Annotated in this window: 17 protein-coding genes; 12 read left to right on the top strand and 5 right to left on the bottom strand. The window is 44.4% G+C overall.

What is annotated here, in order from left to right; genetic code table 11:
• Window positions 1-49 precede the first annotated feature (49 nt).
• From NST47_RS21925 to NST47_RS21915, 3 genes are all read left to right on the top strand, one after another.
• Window positions 50-1681 carry an MDR family MFS transporter gene (locus NST47_RS21925; RefSeq protein WP_341157036.1) on the top strand — a complete coding sequence of 544 codons (1632 nt, stop codon included), beginning with the start codon at window positions 50-52 and terminating at the stop codon, window positions 1679-1681.
• A 157-nt stretch (window positions 1682-1838) separates the two neighbouring features.
• Complete coding sequence (locus NST47_RS21920; protein WP_341157035.1) at window positions 1839-3305, top strand: SGNH/GDSL hydrolase family protein; 1467 nt, start codon at window positions 1839-1841, stop codon at window positions 3303-3305.
• Between the two features lie 122 nt (window positions 3306-3427).
• Window positions 3428-4087, top strand: a complete 660-nt coding sequence (locus tag NST47_RS21915; protein ID WP_341159727.1) for a phosphatase PAP2 family protein — start codon at window positions 3428-3430, stop codon at window positions 4085-4087.
• 206 nt (window positions 4088-4293) lie between these two features.
• Here the strand turns inward: NST47_RS21915 and NST47_RS21910 are convergent, their stop codons facing one another.
• A complete protein-coding gene (locus tag NST47_RS21910) occupies window positions 4294-5850 on the bottom strand; it encodes an ABC-F family ATP-binding cassette domain-containing protein (protein WP_341157034.1) in 1557 nt (518 codons plus the stop codon).
• Between the two features lie 333 nt (window positions 5851-6183).
• Between NST47_RS21910 and NST47_RS21905 the strand changes: the two genes are divergently transcribed.
• From NST47_RS21905 to NST47_RS21895, 3 genes are all read left to right on the top strand, one after another.
• Window positions 6184-6855: a FusB/FusC family EF-G-binding protein gene (locus NST47_RS21905; protein ID WP_341157033.1), complete on the top strand. Its 672-nt coding sequence runs from the start codon at window positions 6184-6186 to the stop codon at window positions 6853-6855.
• A gap of 151 nt (window positions 6856-7006) precedes the next feature.
• The gene (locus tag NST47_RS21900; RefSeq protein WP_341157032.1) at window positions 7007-7801 is read left to right on the top strand and encodes an AraC family transcriptional regulator; all 795 of its coding nucleotides are present in this window, start codon (window positions 7007-7009) and stop codon (window positions 7799-7801) included.
• Window positions 7802-7904: 103 nt separating this feature from the next.
• Window positions 7905-8321: an organic hydroperoxide resistance protein gene (locus tag NST47_RS21895; protein ID WP_341157031.1), complete on the top strand. Its 417-nt coding sequence runs from the start codon at window positions 7905-7907 to the stop codon at window positions 8319-8321.
• Window positions 8322-8492: 171 nt separating this feature from the next.
• On the opposite strand, the gene NST47_RS21890 is transcribed toward NST47_RS21895, so the two are convergent.
• The gene (locus NST47_RS21890; RefSeq protein WP_341157030.1) at window positions 8493-9044 is read right to left on the bottom strand and encodes a hypothetical protein; all 552 of its coding nucleotides are present in this window, start codon (window positions 9042-9044) and stop codon (window positions 8493-8495) included.
• Window positions 9045-9234: 190 nt separating this feature from the next.
• On the opposite strand from NST47_RS21890, the gene NST47_RS21885 reads away from it, so the two are divergent.
• Window positions 9235-10380, top strand: coding sequence for a hypothetical protein (locus NST47_RS21885; protein ID WP_341157029.1), 1146 nt, complete (start codon window positions 9235-9237; stop codon window positions 10378-10380).
• On the opposite strand, the gene NST47_RS21880 is transcribed toward NST47_RS21885, so the two are convergent.
• Window positions 10371-11297 (bottom strand): methyl-accepting chemotaxis protein, encoded by a 927-nt coding sequence (locus NST47_RS21880; RefSeq protein WP_341157028.1) that lies wholly within the window; start codon window positions 11295-11297, stop codon window positions 10371-10373. The two genes, NST47_RS21885 and NST47_RS21880, sit on opposite strands and share 10 nt — an antisense overlap.
• A 193-nt stretch (window positions 11298-11490) precedes the next feature.
• On the opposite strand from NST47_RS21880, the gene NST47_RS21875 reads away from it, so the two are divergent.
• The 3 genes from NST47_RS21875 (at window position 11491) to NST47_RS21865 (ending at window position 15029) form a co-directional block, all read left to right on the top strand.
• The gene (locus tag NST47_RS21875) at window positions 11491-12417 is read left to right on the top strand and encodes a MerR family transcriptional regulator (protein WP_341157027.1); all 927 of its coding nucleotides are present in this window, start codon (window positions 11491-11493) and stop codon (window positions 12415-12417) included.
• A 70-nt stretch (window positions 12418-12487) separates the two neighbouring features.
• A complete protein-coding gene (locus NST47_RS21870) occupies window positions 12488-12958 on the top strand; it encodes an SRPBCC family protein (RefSeq protein ID WP_341157026.1) in 471 nt (156 codons plus the stop codon).
• Window positions 12959-13427: 469 nt separating this feature from the next.
• Window positions 13428-15029: a response regulator gene (locus tag NST47_RS21865; protein WP_341157025.1), complete on the top strand. Its 1602-nt coding sequence runs from the start codon at window positions 13428-13430 to the stop codon at window positions 15027-15029.
• Window positions 15030-15211: 182 nt separating this feature from the next.
• Here the strand turns inward: NST47_RS21865 and NST47_RS21860 are convergent, their stop codons facing one another.
• Both NST47_RS21860 and NST47_RS21855 read right to left on the bottom strand, forming a co-directional pair.
• Entirely contained in the window at window positions 15212-16345 is a 1134-nt protein-coding gene (locus NST47_RS21860) for a GNAT family N-acetyltransferase (RefSeq protein WP_341157024.1), read from the bottom strand.
• 148 nt (window positions 16346-16493) lie between these two features.
• Window positions 16494-17378, bottom strand: a complete 885-nt coding sequence (locus NST47_RS21855; RefSeq protein WP_341157023.1) for a LysR family transcriptional regulator — start codon at window positions 17376-17378, stop codon at window positions 16494-16496.
• A 175-nt stretch (window positions 17379-17553) separates the two neighbouring features.
• Between NST47_RS21855 and NST47_RS21850 the strand changes: the two genes are divergently transcribed.
• Both NST47_RS21850 and NST47_RS21845 read left to right on the top strand, forming a co-directional pair.
• Entirely contained in the window at window positions 17554-18600 is a 1047-nt protein-coding gene (locus tag NST47_RS21850; protein WP_445667393.1) for a YeiH family protein, read from the top strand.
• A gap of 73 nt (window positions 18601-18673) precedes the next feature.
• Window positions 18674-18952 carry a DUF2277 domain-containing protein gene (locus tag NST47_RS21845; protein WP_341157022.1) on the top strand — a complete coding sequence of 93 codons (279 nt, stop codon included), beginning with the start codon at window positions 18674-18676 and terminating at the stop codon, window positions 18950-18952.
• The last annotated feature ends 140 nt before the right edge of the window (window positions 18953-19092 follow it).

Below are 19092 nucleotides of genomic sequence, written 5' to 3'. Positions count from 1 at the left end.
TTAACTTCCGAGGGGGAATGATACTTGAAAAAGTTGTGAGGTGAAGCTGATGGAGGAACTAACGTCAAGTAAGAAAGTGACAATTATGATAGCCTTAATGGCAGCGATGTTTTTTGCAGCTATTAATCAGACTATTGTTGGTACTGCGATGCCGCGGATTATTGCGATTCTGGGGGGGATAGAGTATTATACCTGGGTTATTACGATCTACATGCTCACCTCTACAATAGCTACTGTGCTTGTGGGCAAGCTGTCCGACATTTACGGACGTAAACCGTTCTTGCTAACGGGTATCGTATTTTTTATTATCGGCGCATTTCTTTCCGGTACAGCATCGACGATTTTTCATTTGATTACTTACAGGGGGATTCAGGGTATTGGCGGCGGTATATTAATGTCCGCTACCGTAACGGCTGTAGGTGATCTGTTTGCTCCACGAGAACGAGCCAAATGGACAGGTGTTATGATGGCCATATTTGGGTTTTCGAGTGTGCTGGGTCCTACGCTCGGCGGTTTTATGATCGATCATATGGCTTGGAAGTGGGTATTCTGGATTTTCCTCCCGCTCGGTTTGGTGGCTTTTGTCATGATTTGGTTCATGTTTCCCAAAACGGCCCGAGTTGAAACAGAATCGATCGATTACATGGGCTCGATATTTTTATCTTTGGCCATAGTCGCATTGCTGCTCGGATTTTCGTGGGCAGGGTCCAAATATGCCTGGAGCTCGCCACAAATCCTCGGTCTTCTTTCAGCGGCTGTAGTTTGTTTAGTCATTTTGCTCCTGATTGAACGAAAAGCAAAAAGTCCGGTTATGCCGCTCGGACTGTTCAAAAACTCCATCGTGACGATTTCCAATAGCATTGGATTCCTTATGAATGCAGGCATGATGGGTGCAATGATTTACTTACCCTTTTTCGTACAAGGAGTCAAAGGGGTTTCGCCGACAAATTCCGGTTTTGTCAATATGCCCATGTCCATAAGTATGATCGTGCTTAGCACGTTATCTGGACGATGGATATCCAAATCAGGCAAATATAAACGGTATGCGATCATAGGTATGCCTTTTCTGGTTGCAGGTATGGTTATGATGGCTTTCATGAACAGTATTACGATGGCGGTTTTCAGTATGCTTATATTCGGAATAGGATTAGGTATAGCGATGCCGGTGTTTACCTTAACTGTACAAAATGCCGTCTCGCCCTCAGATCTTGGTGTGGCGACAGCGACAGCGACATTGTTCCGGAATTTGGGTGGAACCATTGGTATTGCAGTGATGGGTACGGTTATGAATACCACATTAAAAAATAAATTAAAGGCCGCGATGACTTCGGGACAAGGGGTCGATTTAACCAAGCTGGACCCTGCTGTAGCTTCACAGCTATCCGGTTTCTTGAATCCACAAATGCTGCTGGATCAACCGAAACTCAAAGAGCTGCATAATACATTGCCTGCAGATGTTCAGCCTCTGTTTACACAGATGATCGCTATGCTGCGATCCGTGCTTAGTGATTCGTTGACCGTCGTATTTTTGTTTGGTACAGCCCTATTGGTTTTGGCTTTCCTTCTTGTCCTCTTCTTGAAAGAAATTCCTTTACGGACTTCCAATGATGTGAAAAAAGAGCAGCCTGAAGACGAAGAGGTAAGGACGAGAAAAGGTAAAAAAGAGCCTGCTCTTCACTAGAAGCTGCTCATTAGTGGCAATTTTCACAAAATGGTTACAAATTCCGCGCTAAGCGCGGTTTTTTTACATAAAGCGCCTGCATTGCTTTTCTTGCACGAACTTTTTGGTTAATATGTATAGGGCAATGATTTTTTGATTAGGAAAGGAAATGATTGGTTTGAACAAGAAATACCTCATACTGACCCAATTCTGCATCATATTCTCTGCCATTATGATGCCTTTAACATCGTTTGCATCCAATGATACGAACACCAGCATTAAACAATTTTATGGCAGCTCCAAATCTGGCAAAGTCATTGATTTTGTTGGCGACAGCACCACGGAAACTGCTCCCGCCATGTATAAGCGTATTGCCGAGCAATATGCGGTTACAGGAGGCGCGCTTCAGGGGACAACGATTCTTAATCGCGGCACCAACGGTAATACACTGCATAACTTCGTGAATGACAAAGCGGCCAATGATAATTCGCTAAGTAAGGTGATCATAGACAACGCCGATTTATATATCATTTCTTATGGGATTAATGACATACGCCGGAGTTCGACAACCGGTGCGACCAATCCCATGCAAATTAAAGCCGATCTCAAGATTGCAATTGATCGCATATTAGCCGAAACCAAAGGAAACATTTTGCTTCGGACACCAAATACGTTGTTATCTAAAAATCCTGCCGATGCTATACTGGTATCGCCGATAGAAAACGCTCAGTTGTACTCCGATCAATTATGGGAGATTTATAATAGCTTTAAAGGATATAGTGATCGTGTCGATGTTCTAGACATCCCGAATTTAATTTTTGGCAGAAAAGCCATGCCGCAGCACCTGCTCATGTTCGATATCCTGCATCCCAATGATGCTGGTTATCAAGCGATTGCGGACGCTATTGTGGACAGAATTACGGGGGGGATGGCGGCAGGTGAGTGGCATTATATGGCCTATACCCCGAAAACATTCACTATTGAGTTGAGACAAACGACTCCCATTTATGATGATTGGCAGCCGTTTAACCGTGAACCTGTTTCTTATCTGGAACCGCAAACGCTAACCGTATTGAAGGAAAAGATTGATGAAGAGAACGCCGGATGGACGTGGTATCTGGCACAAACCTGGCTCGGAGAAAAATGGGTTCACGCTGTTCGACCGATTGTTCGTTATAGCGAATGGTCCAATAATATCCACCAACCCAACAAACAAGCAACCGTGACGGTGACGAATCGAACCTTGCTGTACAATGATGCCTATACCGATACGAGTACCGGGTATTCGATTAATCCGCAATCTGTGGAGGTGCTTGATGTAGGGAATTTTATGTACAAAATTAAGACCTGGTATGGAGATTTGTGGATTCCCGCCAACACAACGAATTCTCCACTTGATAACCATTATGGAAAAGTGGCAGGCACGGATGATAACAAGCTTAGAGCAGTCGACCAAACGATTCAACTCTCTGTGACTACGGCCTTGTCCGAATTGCCGACAACCTTAGCAGCAAGAAGTCTGGGTGCACTGTCACCCCAAATCGTGCGAGCATTTGAAAAAAAAGGTGATTGGTATCATATACATACAAGCTGGACAGGTGATGCATGGCTGTACTATCCCATTGCCGCTAATAAACCAACATAAAAGCAATCAGGGGAAGCCTCTTCATTCATTAGTTTGAAGGGGCTGTCTCCTTGAATGCAGCCTTACTTGTTTTCACATCATGTCTTGCTTAAGATTAGCAGGAGGGGTACACCTTGGTAGAAATGAATATGAAGCAGCAGCTTGCGCGTGCTTTTATTTTAAGTATTTGTTTTGCAGTATGCTTTGGTCTGATTGCTTTATTGATCCATGATCGTCGATTGGATGCTTTTGACCAAACTATTATCCAATGGGTTCAAGCACTGGAAACACCAGGTTTCACACTTATCATGAAGGGTTTCACTACGATTGGTTCAGGATTGGTCATAGCCATTTTGGTTCCACTTGTTGCTGTTATTTTGTATTTTGTGTTGGGGCATCGAAGGGAGCTATACTTTTTCATCGGTGTCATTATTGGCTCAACCTTGTTAAATGAGGTTTTGAAAATCATTTTTCATCGGGCGCGGCCGACGATTCATCGTATTATTGATGCAGTTGGTTACAGCTTCCCAAGTGGACATTCGATGGCGGCGTTTACACTGTATGGTGTCGTTGCTTTTCTTTTATGGAGACATATTTCGGGTGCATTTAATCGCAGTATGTTGATCCTATTCAGCTTGCTGATGATTCTAATGATCGGTATAAGCCGCATTTATTTAGGTGTGCATTATCCCAGCGATGTACTGGGTGGATACATGGCCAGCGGCACCTGGCTTACAGCAGCCATTTGGTTTTTTCATAAATATGGCTATGCTGCGGTGGCGACTAAAGCTCATGCCTCATGAAATTTTACCTACATGCAGCCTGCCTTCGAAAAGATTGAGCTGCATGCAAAGACTCTATCTTGTAATATCCATAACAACAGAAAAACTGCCCGTAGGCAGTTTTATTTGGAAATATTAAACGTATTGTTATCAAGACTGATGGCTAAGCCAAGCTGCTCGACAGCACACAACGATTTGAACGAAAGCTCCCCTAAGATGGGAACAGATTAAAACACCTTGGTTGTCCACGATTCACAATTCCATGTTTCCGTGACGACATCACGATAAAATTCCGGTTCGTGAGAAATCAGCAGTATGCTGCCTTTGTAGGTCTTCAGAGCACGCTTCAGCTCATCCTTGGCATCAACATCCAAATGGTTCGTCGGCTCATCGAGCACGAGCAGATTGGTTTCGCGATTGATCAGCTTGCAGAGGCGAACCTTCGCCTTTTCACCACCGCTGAGCACGACAATTTTGCTCTCGATATGTTTGGTTGTAAGGCCGCACTTGGCCAGCGCTGCGCGCACTTCGAATTGGGAATAGGAGGGGAATTCCTTCCATACCTCTTCGATACAAGTATTATAGTTGGCATCCTTCATCTCCTGCTCGAAGTAGCCGATATTCAGATTTTCACCCAGCCTTACCGTTCCCGACAGAGCTTGAATCTCACCCAGAATACTCCGCAGCAGTGTCGTTTTACCGATACCGTTCGCACCTACCAGTGCAATTTTTTGACCGCGCTCCATACGAAGGTTGAGTGGTCTGGACAAGGGACTGTCATAACCGATGATAAGATCCGTTGCTTCAAAAATCAGCTTGCCAGACGTTCTAGCGTCCTTGAAGTTAAATTGCGGCTTCGGTTTTTCCTTGGCGATTTCGATGATTTCCATCTTATCGAGCTTCTTTTGTCTGGACATCGCCATGTTTCGCGTTGCGACACTAGCTTTGTTACGAGCGACGAAGTCCTTCAATTCAGCAATTTCCTGCTGCTGACGCTTATGTGCGGATTCAAGCTGCTGTTTTTTCATTTCGTGGACCTGCTGGAAATAGTCGTAATCGCCCACATAACGGTTTAACTCTTGATTTTCCATATGATAGATCAGGTTAATGACGCTGTTCAGGAACGGAATGTCATGTGAAATTAAAATGAATGCATTCTCATACTCCTGAAGGTAACGCTGTAACCAAATGATATGCTGCTCATCCAGATAGTTTGTCGGCTCGTCCAGGAGCAGGATGTCAGGCTTTTCAAGCAGCAGCTTGGCGAGTAAAACCTTCGTACGCTGTCCGCCGCTCAGGTCATTGACGTCCTTATCCAGTCCAATATCGGTAAGTCCCAGTCCGCGTGCGGTTTCTTCGATCTTGGCATCAATCATGTAAAAATCTTGATTAGTCAATGTATCCTGAATCGTACCTACATCCTCAAGCAGCTGTTCAAGCTCCTCCGGCGATACATCGCCCATCCGGGCGTACATTTCATTCATTTCTTGTTCCATATCGAACAGGAATTGAAAAGCTCCCTTAAGAACATCACGCATCGTAAGTCCCTTGCTGAGCACTGCATGCTGATCAAGGTAACCTACTCGCATCCGCTTGGACCATTCGACCTTGCCCTCATCCGGCTGAAGCTTTCCTGTAATAATGTTCATGAAGGTGGACTTGCCTTCACCGTTAGCACCAATAAGTCCAATGTGTTCGCCTTTAAGCAGACGGAAGGATACATCCTTGAAGATCGCGCGATCTCCAAAACCATGACTTAATTTTTCTACGTTTAATATGCTCATCATTGACACCTTTTCTTATAAACTTTGTTCTCACTTATTATAAGCTGTAAGGGAGGAATAACTCAATATGGGAAACAACAACTGTAGTCGAGGGGTTGCAGCAAAGGTACGGTTTATTTTATAATGAGTTGGTAATAAGGAAGGGTGGTAGAGATGGCGAATAATTTTGCCAGCTTAAGTAGCAGCTCATGCAAAGCCTAATATTGGGGCGATACTTTGCATGGGTGACGGACAGTTATTGTTAACATTGTCGCCCGAGAAGGCTTATATCGTTTCTAATAATGGGCTATGCAGCTTATTTTTATTTCATATAAAATAAGGAGCTGAAAAGCAATGATAAAACCATTTATTAGAAACCATCAATATAACATGATCAAAAAGCAGACAGATCTGCTGCAGCGTGCCTGCAATACCGTTTCCGATCCGAAAGTAGTAGAAGCGGTAAGATACAGCGCAGCTACGAAAATTATAGAAGCGTTCCCGGATGCAGTGGAGCTTCAGAAGCAAATCTTGGAGCAGATTTCAACTTTAAAAACAACAGAACAATTCCAGCATTATTTACATTCCATGGAGCCTTATTTGGAGCCATTTGAGCAAGTGACGGAAACGCAGATGAAGAAGCTGTTTCCCAAAAACAAAAAACTGAAGGTACCAGACTTAGCTGTTATCGATAACCGCTATGTCACTTATCTTGGATGGACCGACATCGCGACGAATAAATTGTTTATGGTTTACCATCTGAACGGTAAGCTCGTCGGGGTCGAAGGCAAATATACCCCGATGAATAAGAAAAGCAACTGTTTTTTATGCAATCGGCATGAAGAGGTTGCATTATTTTCGGCCATTTCGAAGTGGAAGCCAGCCAACGCTTCGCCTGATTATTATAGGGCAATCGGCAACTATCTGTGTGTGAATAGTGACACCTGCAACAACAATATTACGGATGTGACCACATTGGAAAAATTTATTTATGACATTGTGGGACAATCACGTCTTGAATCATAAACAACTGGAGCCCGCTGTAATGGTGGGCTTCTTTTTTTGAAATTATATTTCCATATAAATGAATATGTGGTAGAATAAAACGAGAACAAATGTTCTTGTCGATCAACACGATGTTGATCAAGAGATATAGACGGAGGGAAGGTGCGGATGGATGACGGAACGGTATTCAGAAATAGACGAGGTGATAGCCTACATACATCAGCATATTGACGAACCGCTCTCTCTATCTCAATTGGCATCTCATCTTGCCTATAGTCCGTATCATTTTACACGAATTTTTAAAGAACGAATTGGTTTATCACCGTTATATTATGTATCCTCACTTCGTTTGCAAAAAGCTAAAGATTTATTGCTGCGGACGAATTTGAGTGTTCGAGATATTGGCTTAGAGATTGGACAACAAAGTCTGGGAACCTTTACGACCCGGTTTACCGAGAGAGTAGGCATGACGCCTACAGATTTTCGGAACTCGACGCTGGAAGCGGGCAACCATTTCCGTTCCTTGCATAATCTTAAAGACTTGCGCACTGTGCACTCAACAATTAATCCATATGGAACCATCAAAGGGAACATTCAATCGACGAAACCTTTTGAGGGCGTTATCCTGATAGGTTTATTTGCCAAACCTATTCCTGAGGGACTACCTATACACGGAACGCTGCTATTTTCAGTGGGGGATTTCTGTTTTACGGGTGTGCAACCCGGTACCTATTATTTGATGGCAACATCGATCTCCTGGGGAATGAAAGCGACGGATATTTTGCTTCCTCAAACTACTTTGCGTACTCGATCCAGAGAGCCAATTGTGGTCCATCCCTACGCTGCCGTTCCCTATCAGGAGGTTACCCTTCACGTTCCCCGCCTGGACGATCCTCCCATCCTGATTTCACTTCCCTTGCTGATGAATAACTTCCTCAATCGGACTTTTGAACATAGTATTCGATAAGTCCATAGCCACGAGGGTACAGAATGAAATGACATCGATATGGAAACGATAATCAATGGCTAACCATATACAATTAAAAAACCTACAGTAGGGAGCTGCCAGCTTGGAAAAATTATATACAGCTACCGTAAAAGCAGCAGGTGGTAGAGATGGCAAGGTTGTATCCAGTGATAACATTCTGAATCTTGATGTGAGAATGCCCAAAGAATTAGGCGGCGGTGGTGGAGCAGCAACCAATCCTGAACAGCTATTCGCAGCGGGATATGCGGCATGTTTTGAAAGTGCTTTGAATTTGGTTTGCAGAACCAAACGTATCAAGGTGGAAGCGACGGAGGTGACGGCCCACGTCACTATTGGTAAGGAATCCGATGGTGGATTCGGGCTTGAAGTGAAGTTGGACATAGCTATTCGCGGAATTGAAGCCGCTGTAGCGAAGGAATTAATCGAAGCTGCACATCAAGTATGTCCTTACTCCAAAGCAACCAGAGGGAATATCAAGGTCGAATTAAATCTTGTTTAGCTGGAATAGAGGATCGAATGTCTCCGAAACCAGAGAGGAACGCCCTCACGATGACATGGGTGTACCAGCTGTGACGATGCCTATGACCAACTGGTTATGAACGGACTGTCGTATCAGAGGGTACACCTCATTCTGAACCCTATTGTTGTGGATGGATGCCTCGCAGTTGCATTATTTGTTCACCACGATATATTGTCTATCCTGCCATTCGAATTCTTCTCCCAGCTCAAATGTGTTCAAGTCCAACACAAGATCCAGCTTGCGATTACGCGGCTCCTCGAATCGCTCCCTTCCATGTGCCCAACATGCATAGAGTTCTGCGTGTTCACCAGATACTAGATTGTGATCCAGATAGGTGAAAAGCTCTGTCAAACATTTTTTACCCAGGAGAAAAGCTTGAGGTGAGATTTCCTTAATTCGGCCGCTAATTTGAAACGAGCCTCCATCGTGATCCACTTGATAAACGAACGGATTCCGAAAATGCTTTGAGGTATCCTGATGAATAAGCGGGCCACTGACATATAGACCCGCGGCATCCTCCTCCGTCTCGTATACCTCCGTATTTTGTTCATAGAGGTCAGAGAGATCAAATATAGATGTCAGCGAATTTTCATTGGGCGGGTACAGTTTCAGAGCGTCTTTAAGCTTCATTATGGTTTTCTTTTTACCAAATGAGCCTGTCGGAAGCTCCTTATCTGTGGCGATATAGTAGAAGAGAGTCATAGAAGAGCCTCCTTAGAGCTATTTTCGATTCGATTGTGTTAAAATGGAAAATTAAGTTCTCATTATAGCTTAATTTTGGAGATTCTGCATAAAAACCGTTACGACATGGTTTAAAAAGCAATAAGAGCTTTAAAGAATGATAGATGGAAAGCAGCGGGATATATTTTGTTTTTCTGAGGGGGATTTGAATATGGGGAATCGCACATTTTTAAGTGTGACCAATATAGACACCGTAGTCGTGGAATATGAACACGTCGCTTTTGAAACTAATAATTTTGTGGCTCCCTTGTGGTTTTGTCTCGTCAGTCAAGAGCAATATGGGCGTTATCGTGAGCAGCTCTTAGCCAGCTGGAGTTTGGTTCAACCTCACTTGGAAGACGAGGAGCTGGAGGAGTTGCCTGAATGGTCCACATTCTCGGAGGCACTGGATTTGCATATCCCATGGGTAGAAGCATCCATGCAAATGCGTCAGAGTTTGCCAGTTACTCTTGCTCGGTACCCTGCGCTTAGTCCCTATATGTCGGAATGGCTGGACACGTTATACAGTCATGTTCAAGTACATCCGTCGCCAGTCGTTCATCTGGGGCTTTCCCAGTACTTTAGCTTTTTTGGCGATCCGATCCCTTACCTGGCTAATATCGAGGAATTCCTTGGGGGGTGGTGGCAGCCTGATGAATCATCGTTTGATTACCTTGATCACATCACGAATTCATATCTATTGGGTGGTGAGCATCACCTTTATAGAGTAAGAGCCGATAGTCTCGAACAGTCTACGGAACCGGATATTAAAGTGGATACATCTAAAGCACCCATAGCTCCGGTTAAGAAGCCTATATCCAAGCGGCTCGAAAACCTGTATACGTGGTTGCTTGCCTTACTGTCAGCAGCACTTGGTTTAGGCGCTTACCTCTGGACCTCAAGCTCATGGCTAGCTGTATTCGCTTTTTTAGTTCCGTCCTTATGTATCATTGTCTGGGAACTGCGTCGTCGACCCAAGAAAGCTGCAAAGGGTAACAACGAACATACTTTACCTTCATCCACACCAAGAGCGATAGCCTACTATAACCACATCTCGCCAATTACACTTCAAGGAGTACAGGCCGCAGATTTGGATAACAATCATTTGGTTACTGTCCCCTGGCAGCATATTATGCTCGCACAAGTAAGTCCGTCAGGACATATTAAGATCAAGCTCGATGCACAAGCCGAGTCCTTATACCCGTCGCAGCTTAATATCGTCCTTGAGCATGGATTAGAAGCCGACTATGTGGCATCAGCTATTCATTCAATCTCGCAGCTGTGGCGTCTTGACTGGAATGGAAATGACTACAGCTGATCACTTAAGGTGTGTGCCTGTTTATCCAGTTGTCGTGCAGCTTGGCCGATACCGGTAAATTCATCAACGGCCTGCTGCGTAAGGCGTTGACTGTCTGTAATTAAGGTGTGGGAACGTTTCGTACCTTTGGCGATTTCTGCAACCTGAACGGCAATACCTTCCAGATTGGTATTCACTTCCTCAGTTGCTTCCTCTGCTTGTTTAGCTAATTTGCGCACCTCGTTTGCCACCACATTAAAGCCGCGCCCATGTTCTCCAGCGTGTGCGGCTTCGATAGCCGCGTTCAAGGCTAGCAGATTTGTTTGCGAAGCGATATCACGAATGGTCCTTATGATCCCGCGAACAGAGCCGGCTTTGCTCTCCAATAGCTGGAGCACTTGCATATTGTCATGAGCCTCCTTAACGACCAGCTCAATGGCAGATGCAATTTGATGGCTGCTAGAAATACCTTCCTCTGCGCGCTTCAACAGGTCATGGGCCATTTGTTGTAAATCATGTGTTACTTGGAAAGTCGTGTTTTCACGTCCAGTGATGTCCGTCGCCACTTTAATTACGGCTATCACTTGACCTTCAGTATCATATACAGGGCTATAAGTTGCTTCAAGCCATAATAATCGTTGTTTCTTTGTAACCCGTAATATTTTTTCCTGAAAGGGGCGTCCGTTTTTCAGATCATTCCACAGTTTTTGATATTCCGGGCTGTTGACAAATTCAGGCGTGCAAAACTGACGGTGCATCAACCCAGGCATTTCGGCTGCTTGATAGTCCATCGCCTTCGCAAAGTTATCATTTGCCCACAATACTTTACCGTCAATATCAAATTGGATCATGGCCAAGGACTGTTCAATGGCTGAAAGGACAGCTTTTTCATCAAGTACTTGGTTACTTGTATATCTATCATATCTTGCATTAATCATGAGCTGCTCCCTTTTGGATGTGGTTTATTTGTATAGAATATGTATAGAGTATATAGATTTATGTTATGAACTATACATAATCTATACATAATGTGCAAGATATATGTAGAAAATTTATGAATGTAACCCATAAATACTCTCGCACTGTTCATTTTGTATAATTTATGTATAATTAAATTGAGGTGGCTAAGAAATGTATAGCATCAAAAAAGCATCTGAAATGCTCGGTATTCCTGCAGTGACCATTCGAGCTTGGGAAACCAGATACCAGATTGTAATGCCTATTCGTGGTGCCGGAGGACATCGTTTATATAGCGATACCGATGTTAACACACTTAAATGGATAAAAATTCAAATGGAAGAAAACAACGTGAAGGTCAGCGAAGCGGTGTGGTTGCTGAAGCAAAGGCACATGGAGGAACAACCTATTGAAGAACCCATTGAAAAATTTGCAGTGACGCAAGTCCGTAAACCTTACGAAGATCTCATGGATAAGCTGTACGAACATTTGGTTGATCTCAATACGTTCCAGTCACACGAAACGATAGATTTGGCATTTGCTTTATATCACTATGACGAAGTGTTCCATCACATATTGGTACCTGTACTATATCGATTGGGTGAAGAGTGGGAGAGAGGGGACGTAACTACTGCTCAGGAGCATTTTTCTTCCCAATTGATTATGCAAAGATTTACCCAGTTTTTTAGAATTCTTCCGATTTATCCTGACCTCCCGAAAGTGATAGCTTTGTGTCCTGAGGGAGAGCATCACCACATGGGACTGATGCTATTCAGCTTATTTTTGCGTAAAAGAGGAATGGATGTCATTTATTTAGGCCCTAATACACCCTTAAACGATTTGTATCAATTGATTGAAATGAAGCAGATATCGGTGGTGGCCGTTTCAGTTACCGATCCTGAACTAATTAAAACATTGGAGAGTTGGATCGAGGAATGTCGAGAACAATACCCGGAATTAAAATTTGTGCTTGGCGGAGCAGGGTTTCAACAGTGCTCGCCGCGAATATTCCCTTATGTTCAACCTGACGATCAGAAAGAGTGGGATAAATGGTATGAAAGTGAAATTGTGACTGCGAAACCAGCTCATGCTCATACATGATTTTGTAAAATGAATTCATACTATGTGTGGCTGAATAAACGTAAATTCAAAATAATAGGGGGAAAATCAAATGAATAATTCAATTACCTTCCCTGATCTTTCGTCCAGGCCATTTCGTTTGACTACGGAACGTCTTATGATTGCATCGGCTGATGTATTGTATCGTGCATGGACAGAGCAGTTTGATCAATGGTTTGCAGCTCCAGGATCGGTAATTATGAAGGGTGAGGTCAATACCGTTTTCTTTTTTGAAACCAGCCACAAAGTTGAGACGGAAAAAGAGGCAAGGCGCCATCCGCATTACGGTCGGTTCCTGAGGCTTGAGCATGATCGTCTAGTGGAATTGACGTGGGTTACCGGAGCAGGGGGAACGCTAGGGGCAGAAACGGTTGTGACCGTAGAGTTTACACCCCAAGGGACAGGTACGTTATTGCGGCTTACGCATGCGGGTTTTCAGGATGAGGCTTCCAGAGACGGACACGAACAGGCATGGCCATTTGTTCTTGAACAGCTTGATCAACGGATGACATCGCGTATATAAGGGATGATGTTGAAGGTTGACAATTCAATAATGGAGGGACAGCCTACAACAGGATTGTGGACGGACATTCCCTTGGAATTAACCGGCTGTTCTTGCTACCGGTTATTTCTTTATGTGGACATAGATTGGAATACGAAGCTATTCATAAACGTATTAAAAATTTGGATGTTATATTAATCGACTGGTATACCCCGGGAGTCAGCGTCCCTATATAATGTTTTTAAGGTGTATTTTAAAAGATTACAGGAAATGCTTACGATAAATCGATCAAATTGTAAGCGTTTAAATTGCGGTTTGAACACGATCGGGCTGAATCTAACCGAAAAAATCAAAGCCCTCGAGGATATATCGAACTATATGATTATCAGGAACATTTTACTGAGCGACTGAAACTAGCCAGTTGATTGAGTCGTTATCGCGATTTTTCCGTAAGAGTACCTCTATGGATGAATGAACAGGAGGCGGAGGCATGACGATCAGAATGCTAATTGTAGATGACGAGCCTATTATTTGCCAAGGACTGAGACATACAATACCATGGGAAACCATTGGTGTTGAAGTGGTCGGAGAAGCTTATGATGGTTGGGAGGCCCTTCAATTCGTATCCCGGGAGTCGGTTGATTTGGTGCTGACGGACATTCATATGGATGGGATGGACGGACTTGAATTGGCTAAGAAATTGAAAGAATGGATGCCGCATATCCGTATTATCATTATTAGCGGCTATGATGATTTTGAGTATGCTCGAAGAGCTCTTCGGCTTGGAATCGAGGATTATTTGCTTAAGCCGGTAAACATTGATGAGCTTTTGGCGATGGTCAAAAGAATTAGTGTGGAGATCGCCAAGGAAGCGGAGCTGGGTCATAAGTACGAGCATGAACGACGATTAAAGTGGCTGACTCAGCTCATTCAAGGGGAAGGCATCGTACAAAAGGAAACGGAATTTCCGACATTTACATCTACGGATGTTCACTCCTTCAGGTTTATTGCAAGTCAGCTTGAGGATTACGCAGGCTGGGTTGATCATTCTTCGGAGGAGCTTCGGCATTCCGTACGGAGCGAGTGGAAGAAGGCTGTTGCTACTGCTTTAAAGGGCATTGATCAGGAGGTCATATCTTTCTTTCATCATCCCAACCTGCTGCTATCATTATGTATAGGGTCACGTGAGGTCGATAGCAGGGATTTAGCGGCAGCTTTGAGTGATGCACAAGGCTTGATGTCGGAATTCCCACGTCTGCATTACGGCATCTCGCCTGTATACTCCTTATTGGATCAGGTATATCCCAGCTATATGCAAGCTGTATCTGTTTTGCAGCTAAGTGTTCTTTCGGATGTTAACACGGTACAGTTCTACGAACAGGAACAGACATTGAGGAAATGTCTTCTTCCCATTGCCCCATTCGAGCTGGAGAAGCAGCTGGTACACGTGCTTTTTTACGGAAGCTTCGAGGAATTGGATGACATTATCAGAGGGATGATGCAGGAGTTTCGCGACAAAGGTTATCTACTGAAGGAAATTTTACAGGCCATTAAGGAATTGAGTATTATTCTCCAGCGTAAGCTGCACAGCAATGGGATCGATTTATCTCAGCATACCGATTTTTTTAATACTTATGAAATCGACCTGCAGGTGCATAACTCCACTCGTGCTATGGAAACCTTACTCCGTCGCGAGCTTCGGACGCTGTCCTCAATTATTCATTCATCTCTTGAAGGAAAGCATCACTGGATTACCGAACGGGTCAAAAAATTTATCGAATCACGGCATACCACGGATTTGAAGGCTTCCGAGGTAGCGGCATGGCTCAAAATTACGCCCAATTATTTTAGTATCATCTTCAAGCAAAACTTTGGCAAAGGCTTTGCCGAATACTTGAACGAAGTCCGAATAGATCATGCCAAAGCAAGCTTGGTCAGTACGGAGGAACGGGTTTTTGAGATCGCCGAAAATGTCGGGTATCGGGAATACAAATATTTTTGCTCGATATTTAAAGCGTACACAGGGATTACACCTACTCAATACCGGAAGCTAGCGCAAACTACATCTGATTCCTTGGGGCAATTAGTTTGAGAGCGATTACAATTGCTGCGTTGTCATGGATACCCGTTTCGAAATGCTGGTCCGAACCTATCGGTACAATGAAAAGAGTAGGCCGTGAACGTATCGGCCTACTCTTAGCTATGCATATAAGATTATGTAAAACGGTAAAGATATCATAGCAGGAAGTTGTGAAAAACCCCTTTTGCCAACGTTCAAATGTAATTAAGCCCGCTAGTATGAGGAAGCGGTATGGTAGACCAGTCTGGCAAAAGTGGCTTGTGAGGCGATAATGGATCGAACAGCAGCGAAACCAGCTCAGCTGGATTGACTTCAATGCTTGTATCTCCGGCCTTCACCGTGTAGCTGCCTTCCTCCAGGGAGGTAATCGCAATCACCTGCTTGTGATTCTTGTCTGCAACCGGGAAAGCTTGCTCAAGAACCCGCTGCGGATTCACGACATATACAGTTCCGTTATTCGCTTTCGTTTCGTAAGGTACAGCAGCTTCCAGCAGCAGTCCTAACAATTGTTGTTCGTGCCAGCTTACCGGAATTTTCAGCTGATCGAGATTCAACCGCTCAACCGCTTCAGCCAACAGGGAACCAACATGAGCGGCCGGACCGGCAAATTCAATGACAGTTGGAGGTTTGCTATCCGCAGAACGACCTGGGGCAGCAATCACAGCAAATGAATCGACGCTGCCGGTTCCATGAGCGGCAACTAAGGTTTGATGCTCCAATTTTATACAGCTGGCGTAGGCTTCCGCATCGATCATCCTGCCGAGATCGGTAACACTCTGCTCATACGCGACTTTACGTGTGGTAGCTGCCGCATGCAGAGCGAACGCATCCGCAGCCTGGAACGGTCGCAGCTGAAGTGGGCTGTCTCCAGCTTGTAAAGCTGACGCTGCGGCTTTAAGCCGAACGGCTCCTTCCGCATCCAGTGTGAAGTGCTCTGTAAGACCAAATGGGTAGCAGTGTACGCGTGTATAGAGCGAACGGTCGCCTGAAATGAACAGTAGGGAGGCGCCGGCTTCTTCAGCATGCTGCTTGCAGCGATCCAGCATTTGGCCCGCAATGCCTTGTCCGCGATAATCAGGATGCGTGCACACAGCCCCCATCGAAAATACGTTAAGCCTCGCATCGCCAACATGAATCACAAACGGGACAAGTCCCATGAAGGAAACGAGTCGTCCGTCAACAAAAGCTCCATAGGAATGACTTAATCCCGGTGCAAACAGAAACGGAAAGCTTGTGCCCATCGAGCTTTGTCCTGGTTTACGAAATACATCGTCTGCCAATTGGACGGCTTGCTGCAGTTCATCGTTTCTTACTAATCGAATATCCATTCTCTACTCACTCCAGATCATCTTGTAATATGACGCTTGTACCCTAAACCTATTGCAGCTCCTGCGAAAATAGTATCATAAACCATACAGAAATCAAACATATTTTTAGTTCGAAAGAAAAAATGTTTGTTATTATTTCGGAAATGGATTAGCTCTTACTGAGAAGCAGCTTCTGCAAGAACATATTCACAGCCATGGATGATGAATGATCATGGTTACGAATGATCCAAAAATTCCGTTCCAATAGCTTGGGGGCAACCGGAATTTGGCACAATTCGCCCGACTCCAGTTCCTTCTTTACAATCCAGCGTGAGAGTATGGCAATACCCAGACCGGCAGAGACCGCTTCTTTGACCCCTTGGCTGCTGTTAAATACATAGGATCGTTTCATTGCCAATCCCGCAGCTTGAATAAACTGTTCGCTGAAGGACCGCGTTCCGGATCCGTTTTCTCTAAGCACCCAGGTGAGATCCTGCAGCAGCTCCGGCTTCACGTTTTTTTTGGACGCCAAAGGATGCTCAGCAGCCGCGATCAAAATCATTTCGTCTTTCATATAGGGGGTTATGAGCAGCCCACTGGATACCACATTACCTTCAACAATACCTAAATCTAGCTGGTTAGCCTTCAACGCCTGGGTGATCTCCTCTGTATTGGCAATCGTAACCGACATTTCGACCTCTGGAAATTGTACGGCAAACTCGGCAAGCACCCGCGGCAAAATATATTCCCCGATTGTGAAGCTGGCGCCAATTTGCAGGGAGCCTGTCACTTTTTCATTCAGTAATTGAATTTCCTGCTTCGCTTCTTCCGCCAGAGCAAGAATTTGCTTCGCTCGTTTATACAAAATTTCCCCAGCCTCGGTTAGTTTGACAAGCTTTGGTGAACGATGCATCAGCTTGGCGCCATATTCATTTTCCAGATTGCGAATGTGTAGAGACACACCGGGCTGCGACAAATTGAGCAGTTCTGCAGCTCTTGAAAAGTTTCTTTGTTCCGTTACAGTAACAAAAACTCGAAGAGTTTCAACGATCATTTCCATTCCACCTCACAACAACATTGTACCTGTGCTCAGGAAATACAACAACTCCATCATTAGTTTTTCTCATGATTACAATAATATATTGGTATTTAACTTATGATTGAAACAGCCTTATAGTGGAGCTACAGACAACTGTATGGCTTTCAATATAAGAATAGGAGTGAGGATAATGGTACAAACCTATGCCTTGCCAAATAAGCAGAATAAAATGTGGGGGGTTATCCCCGGTGTTGGTTTGACGCTGTTGCTTGCTGTTTCAGCCAAATATTTGGCCGTGCTGCCGTTTCTCAGTATTATGGGGCAGCTTGTCATAGCCATCTTGCTGGGAATCGGATGGAGAGCAGCGGTTCGTGTGCCTCAGCAAGCCATAGCAGGCATTACATTTTCAAGTAAAAAGCTGCTGCGATTCGGTATTATTTTACTGGGGATGAAATTGAATCTGATCGATATCGTGCATGCAGGTCCTAAGGTTATCGCTATTGCTGTCATCAATATCATGTTTGCGATTTTGGCCGTATACGGCATTGCCAGATTGTTTAAAGTAGAACAGCGTTTAGGTATCTTAACGGCATGTGGTACTGCTATATGTGGAGCAGCCGCCGTTGTCGCCATTGCGCCGCAAGTCAAGGCTAATGATGATGAAACGGCGATTGGCGCAGCCACGGTCGCTATATTGGGAACTATTTTTACTCTCGTATACACGATCCTTTATCCACTGCTGGGTCTGACTGCAAGCGGCTATGGAATATTTACAGGTGCAACCCTGCACGAGGTCGCGCATGTGATCGCGGCAGCAGCACCGGGTGGTCAGCAGGCTGTGGATTTGGCTGTTATCGTCAAATTGTCACGTGTTGCTCTTCTGGTGCCTATTGCAATTGTAATTGGTATTTGGGCCAATCGTGAGGAAAGCAAAAAAAATGTTGATGTAAACAAAACGAGCTGGAAGTCGATTCCGATCCCCTGGTTCATAGTAGGCTTTCTGATGATGAGCGGTGTGAATACACTTGGTATTATGCCAACAGCTGTTACGAATCAATTCATTGTAGTGGCTTATGTACTCATTGCTATGGCCATGGCCGGGCTTGGGCTTAATGTGGACATCAGCACGTTTCGCCGTTTGGGTATGAAATCGTTTGCCGCGGGTCTTATAGGATCGGTATTGCTCTCGGTACTGGGATATGTATTAGTCATTTTGTTCGGATTAAATAGATTTTGAAAATGATTGGCTGGCATGAAGGGGAGAAGGTATAGTAAAATTAACGTAATAACGGTTAGCAAAGGAGATAGCCATGTGCCGAAATATCAAAACATTATTTAACTTCGACCCGCCAGCTACTGAAGAGGAGATTCATGCAGCGGCGCTCCAGTTTGTTAGAAAGATATCCGGCTTCACCGAGCCTTCGAAGGCGAATGAGGAAGCGTTCAATCGTGCCATTTCAGAGGTGGCCGTAGTTGCCCGTAATCTGTTGGATAATCTGGTAACCAATGCCGAATCACGCAATCGTGAGGTCGAGATCGAGCGTGCTCGTGCCAGATCTGCCAAAAGATTCGGAACAGCAGAGGAATAAATTGACTGGGAAGCGATAAATAAATATATAGAAAAAAGAGCGAGGAAAAGGGCTGAAATTCACAAAACAATATTGTGGATTCAGCCCTTTTTTACGTCCTTTTATTTAATGATATTAATAATTAATTACACTAATATGTT

The sequence above is a fragment of the Paenibacillus sp. FSL H8-0034 genome (genome assembly GCF_038000305.1).
GTDB lineage: Bacteria > Bacillota > Bacilli > Paenibacillales > NBRC-103111 > Paenibacillus_S.
Note: the sequence above shows the minus strand (reverse complement) of the source record. Positions and strands in the feature narration are given on the sequence as shown.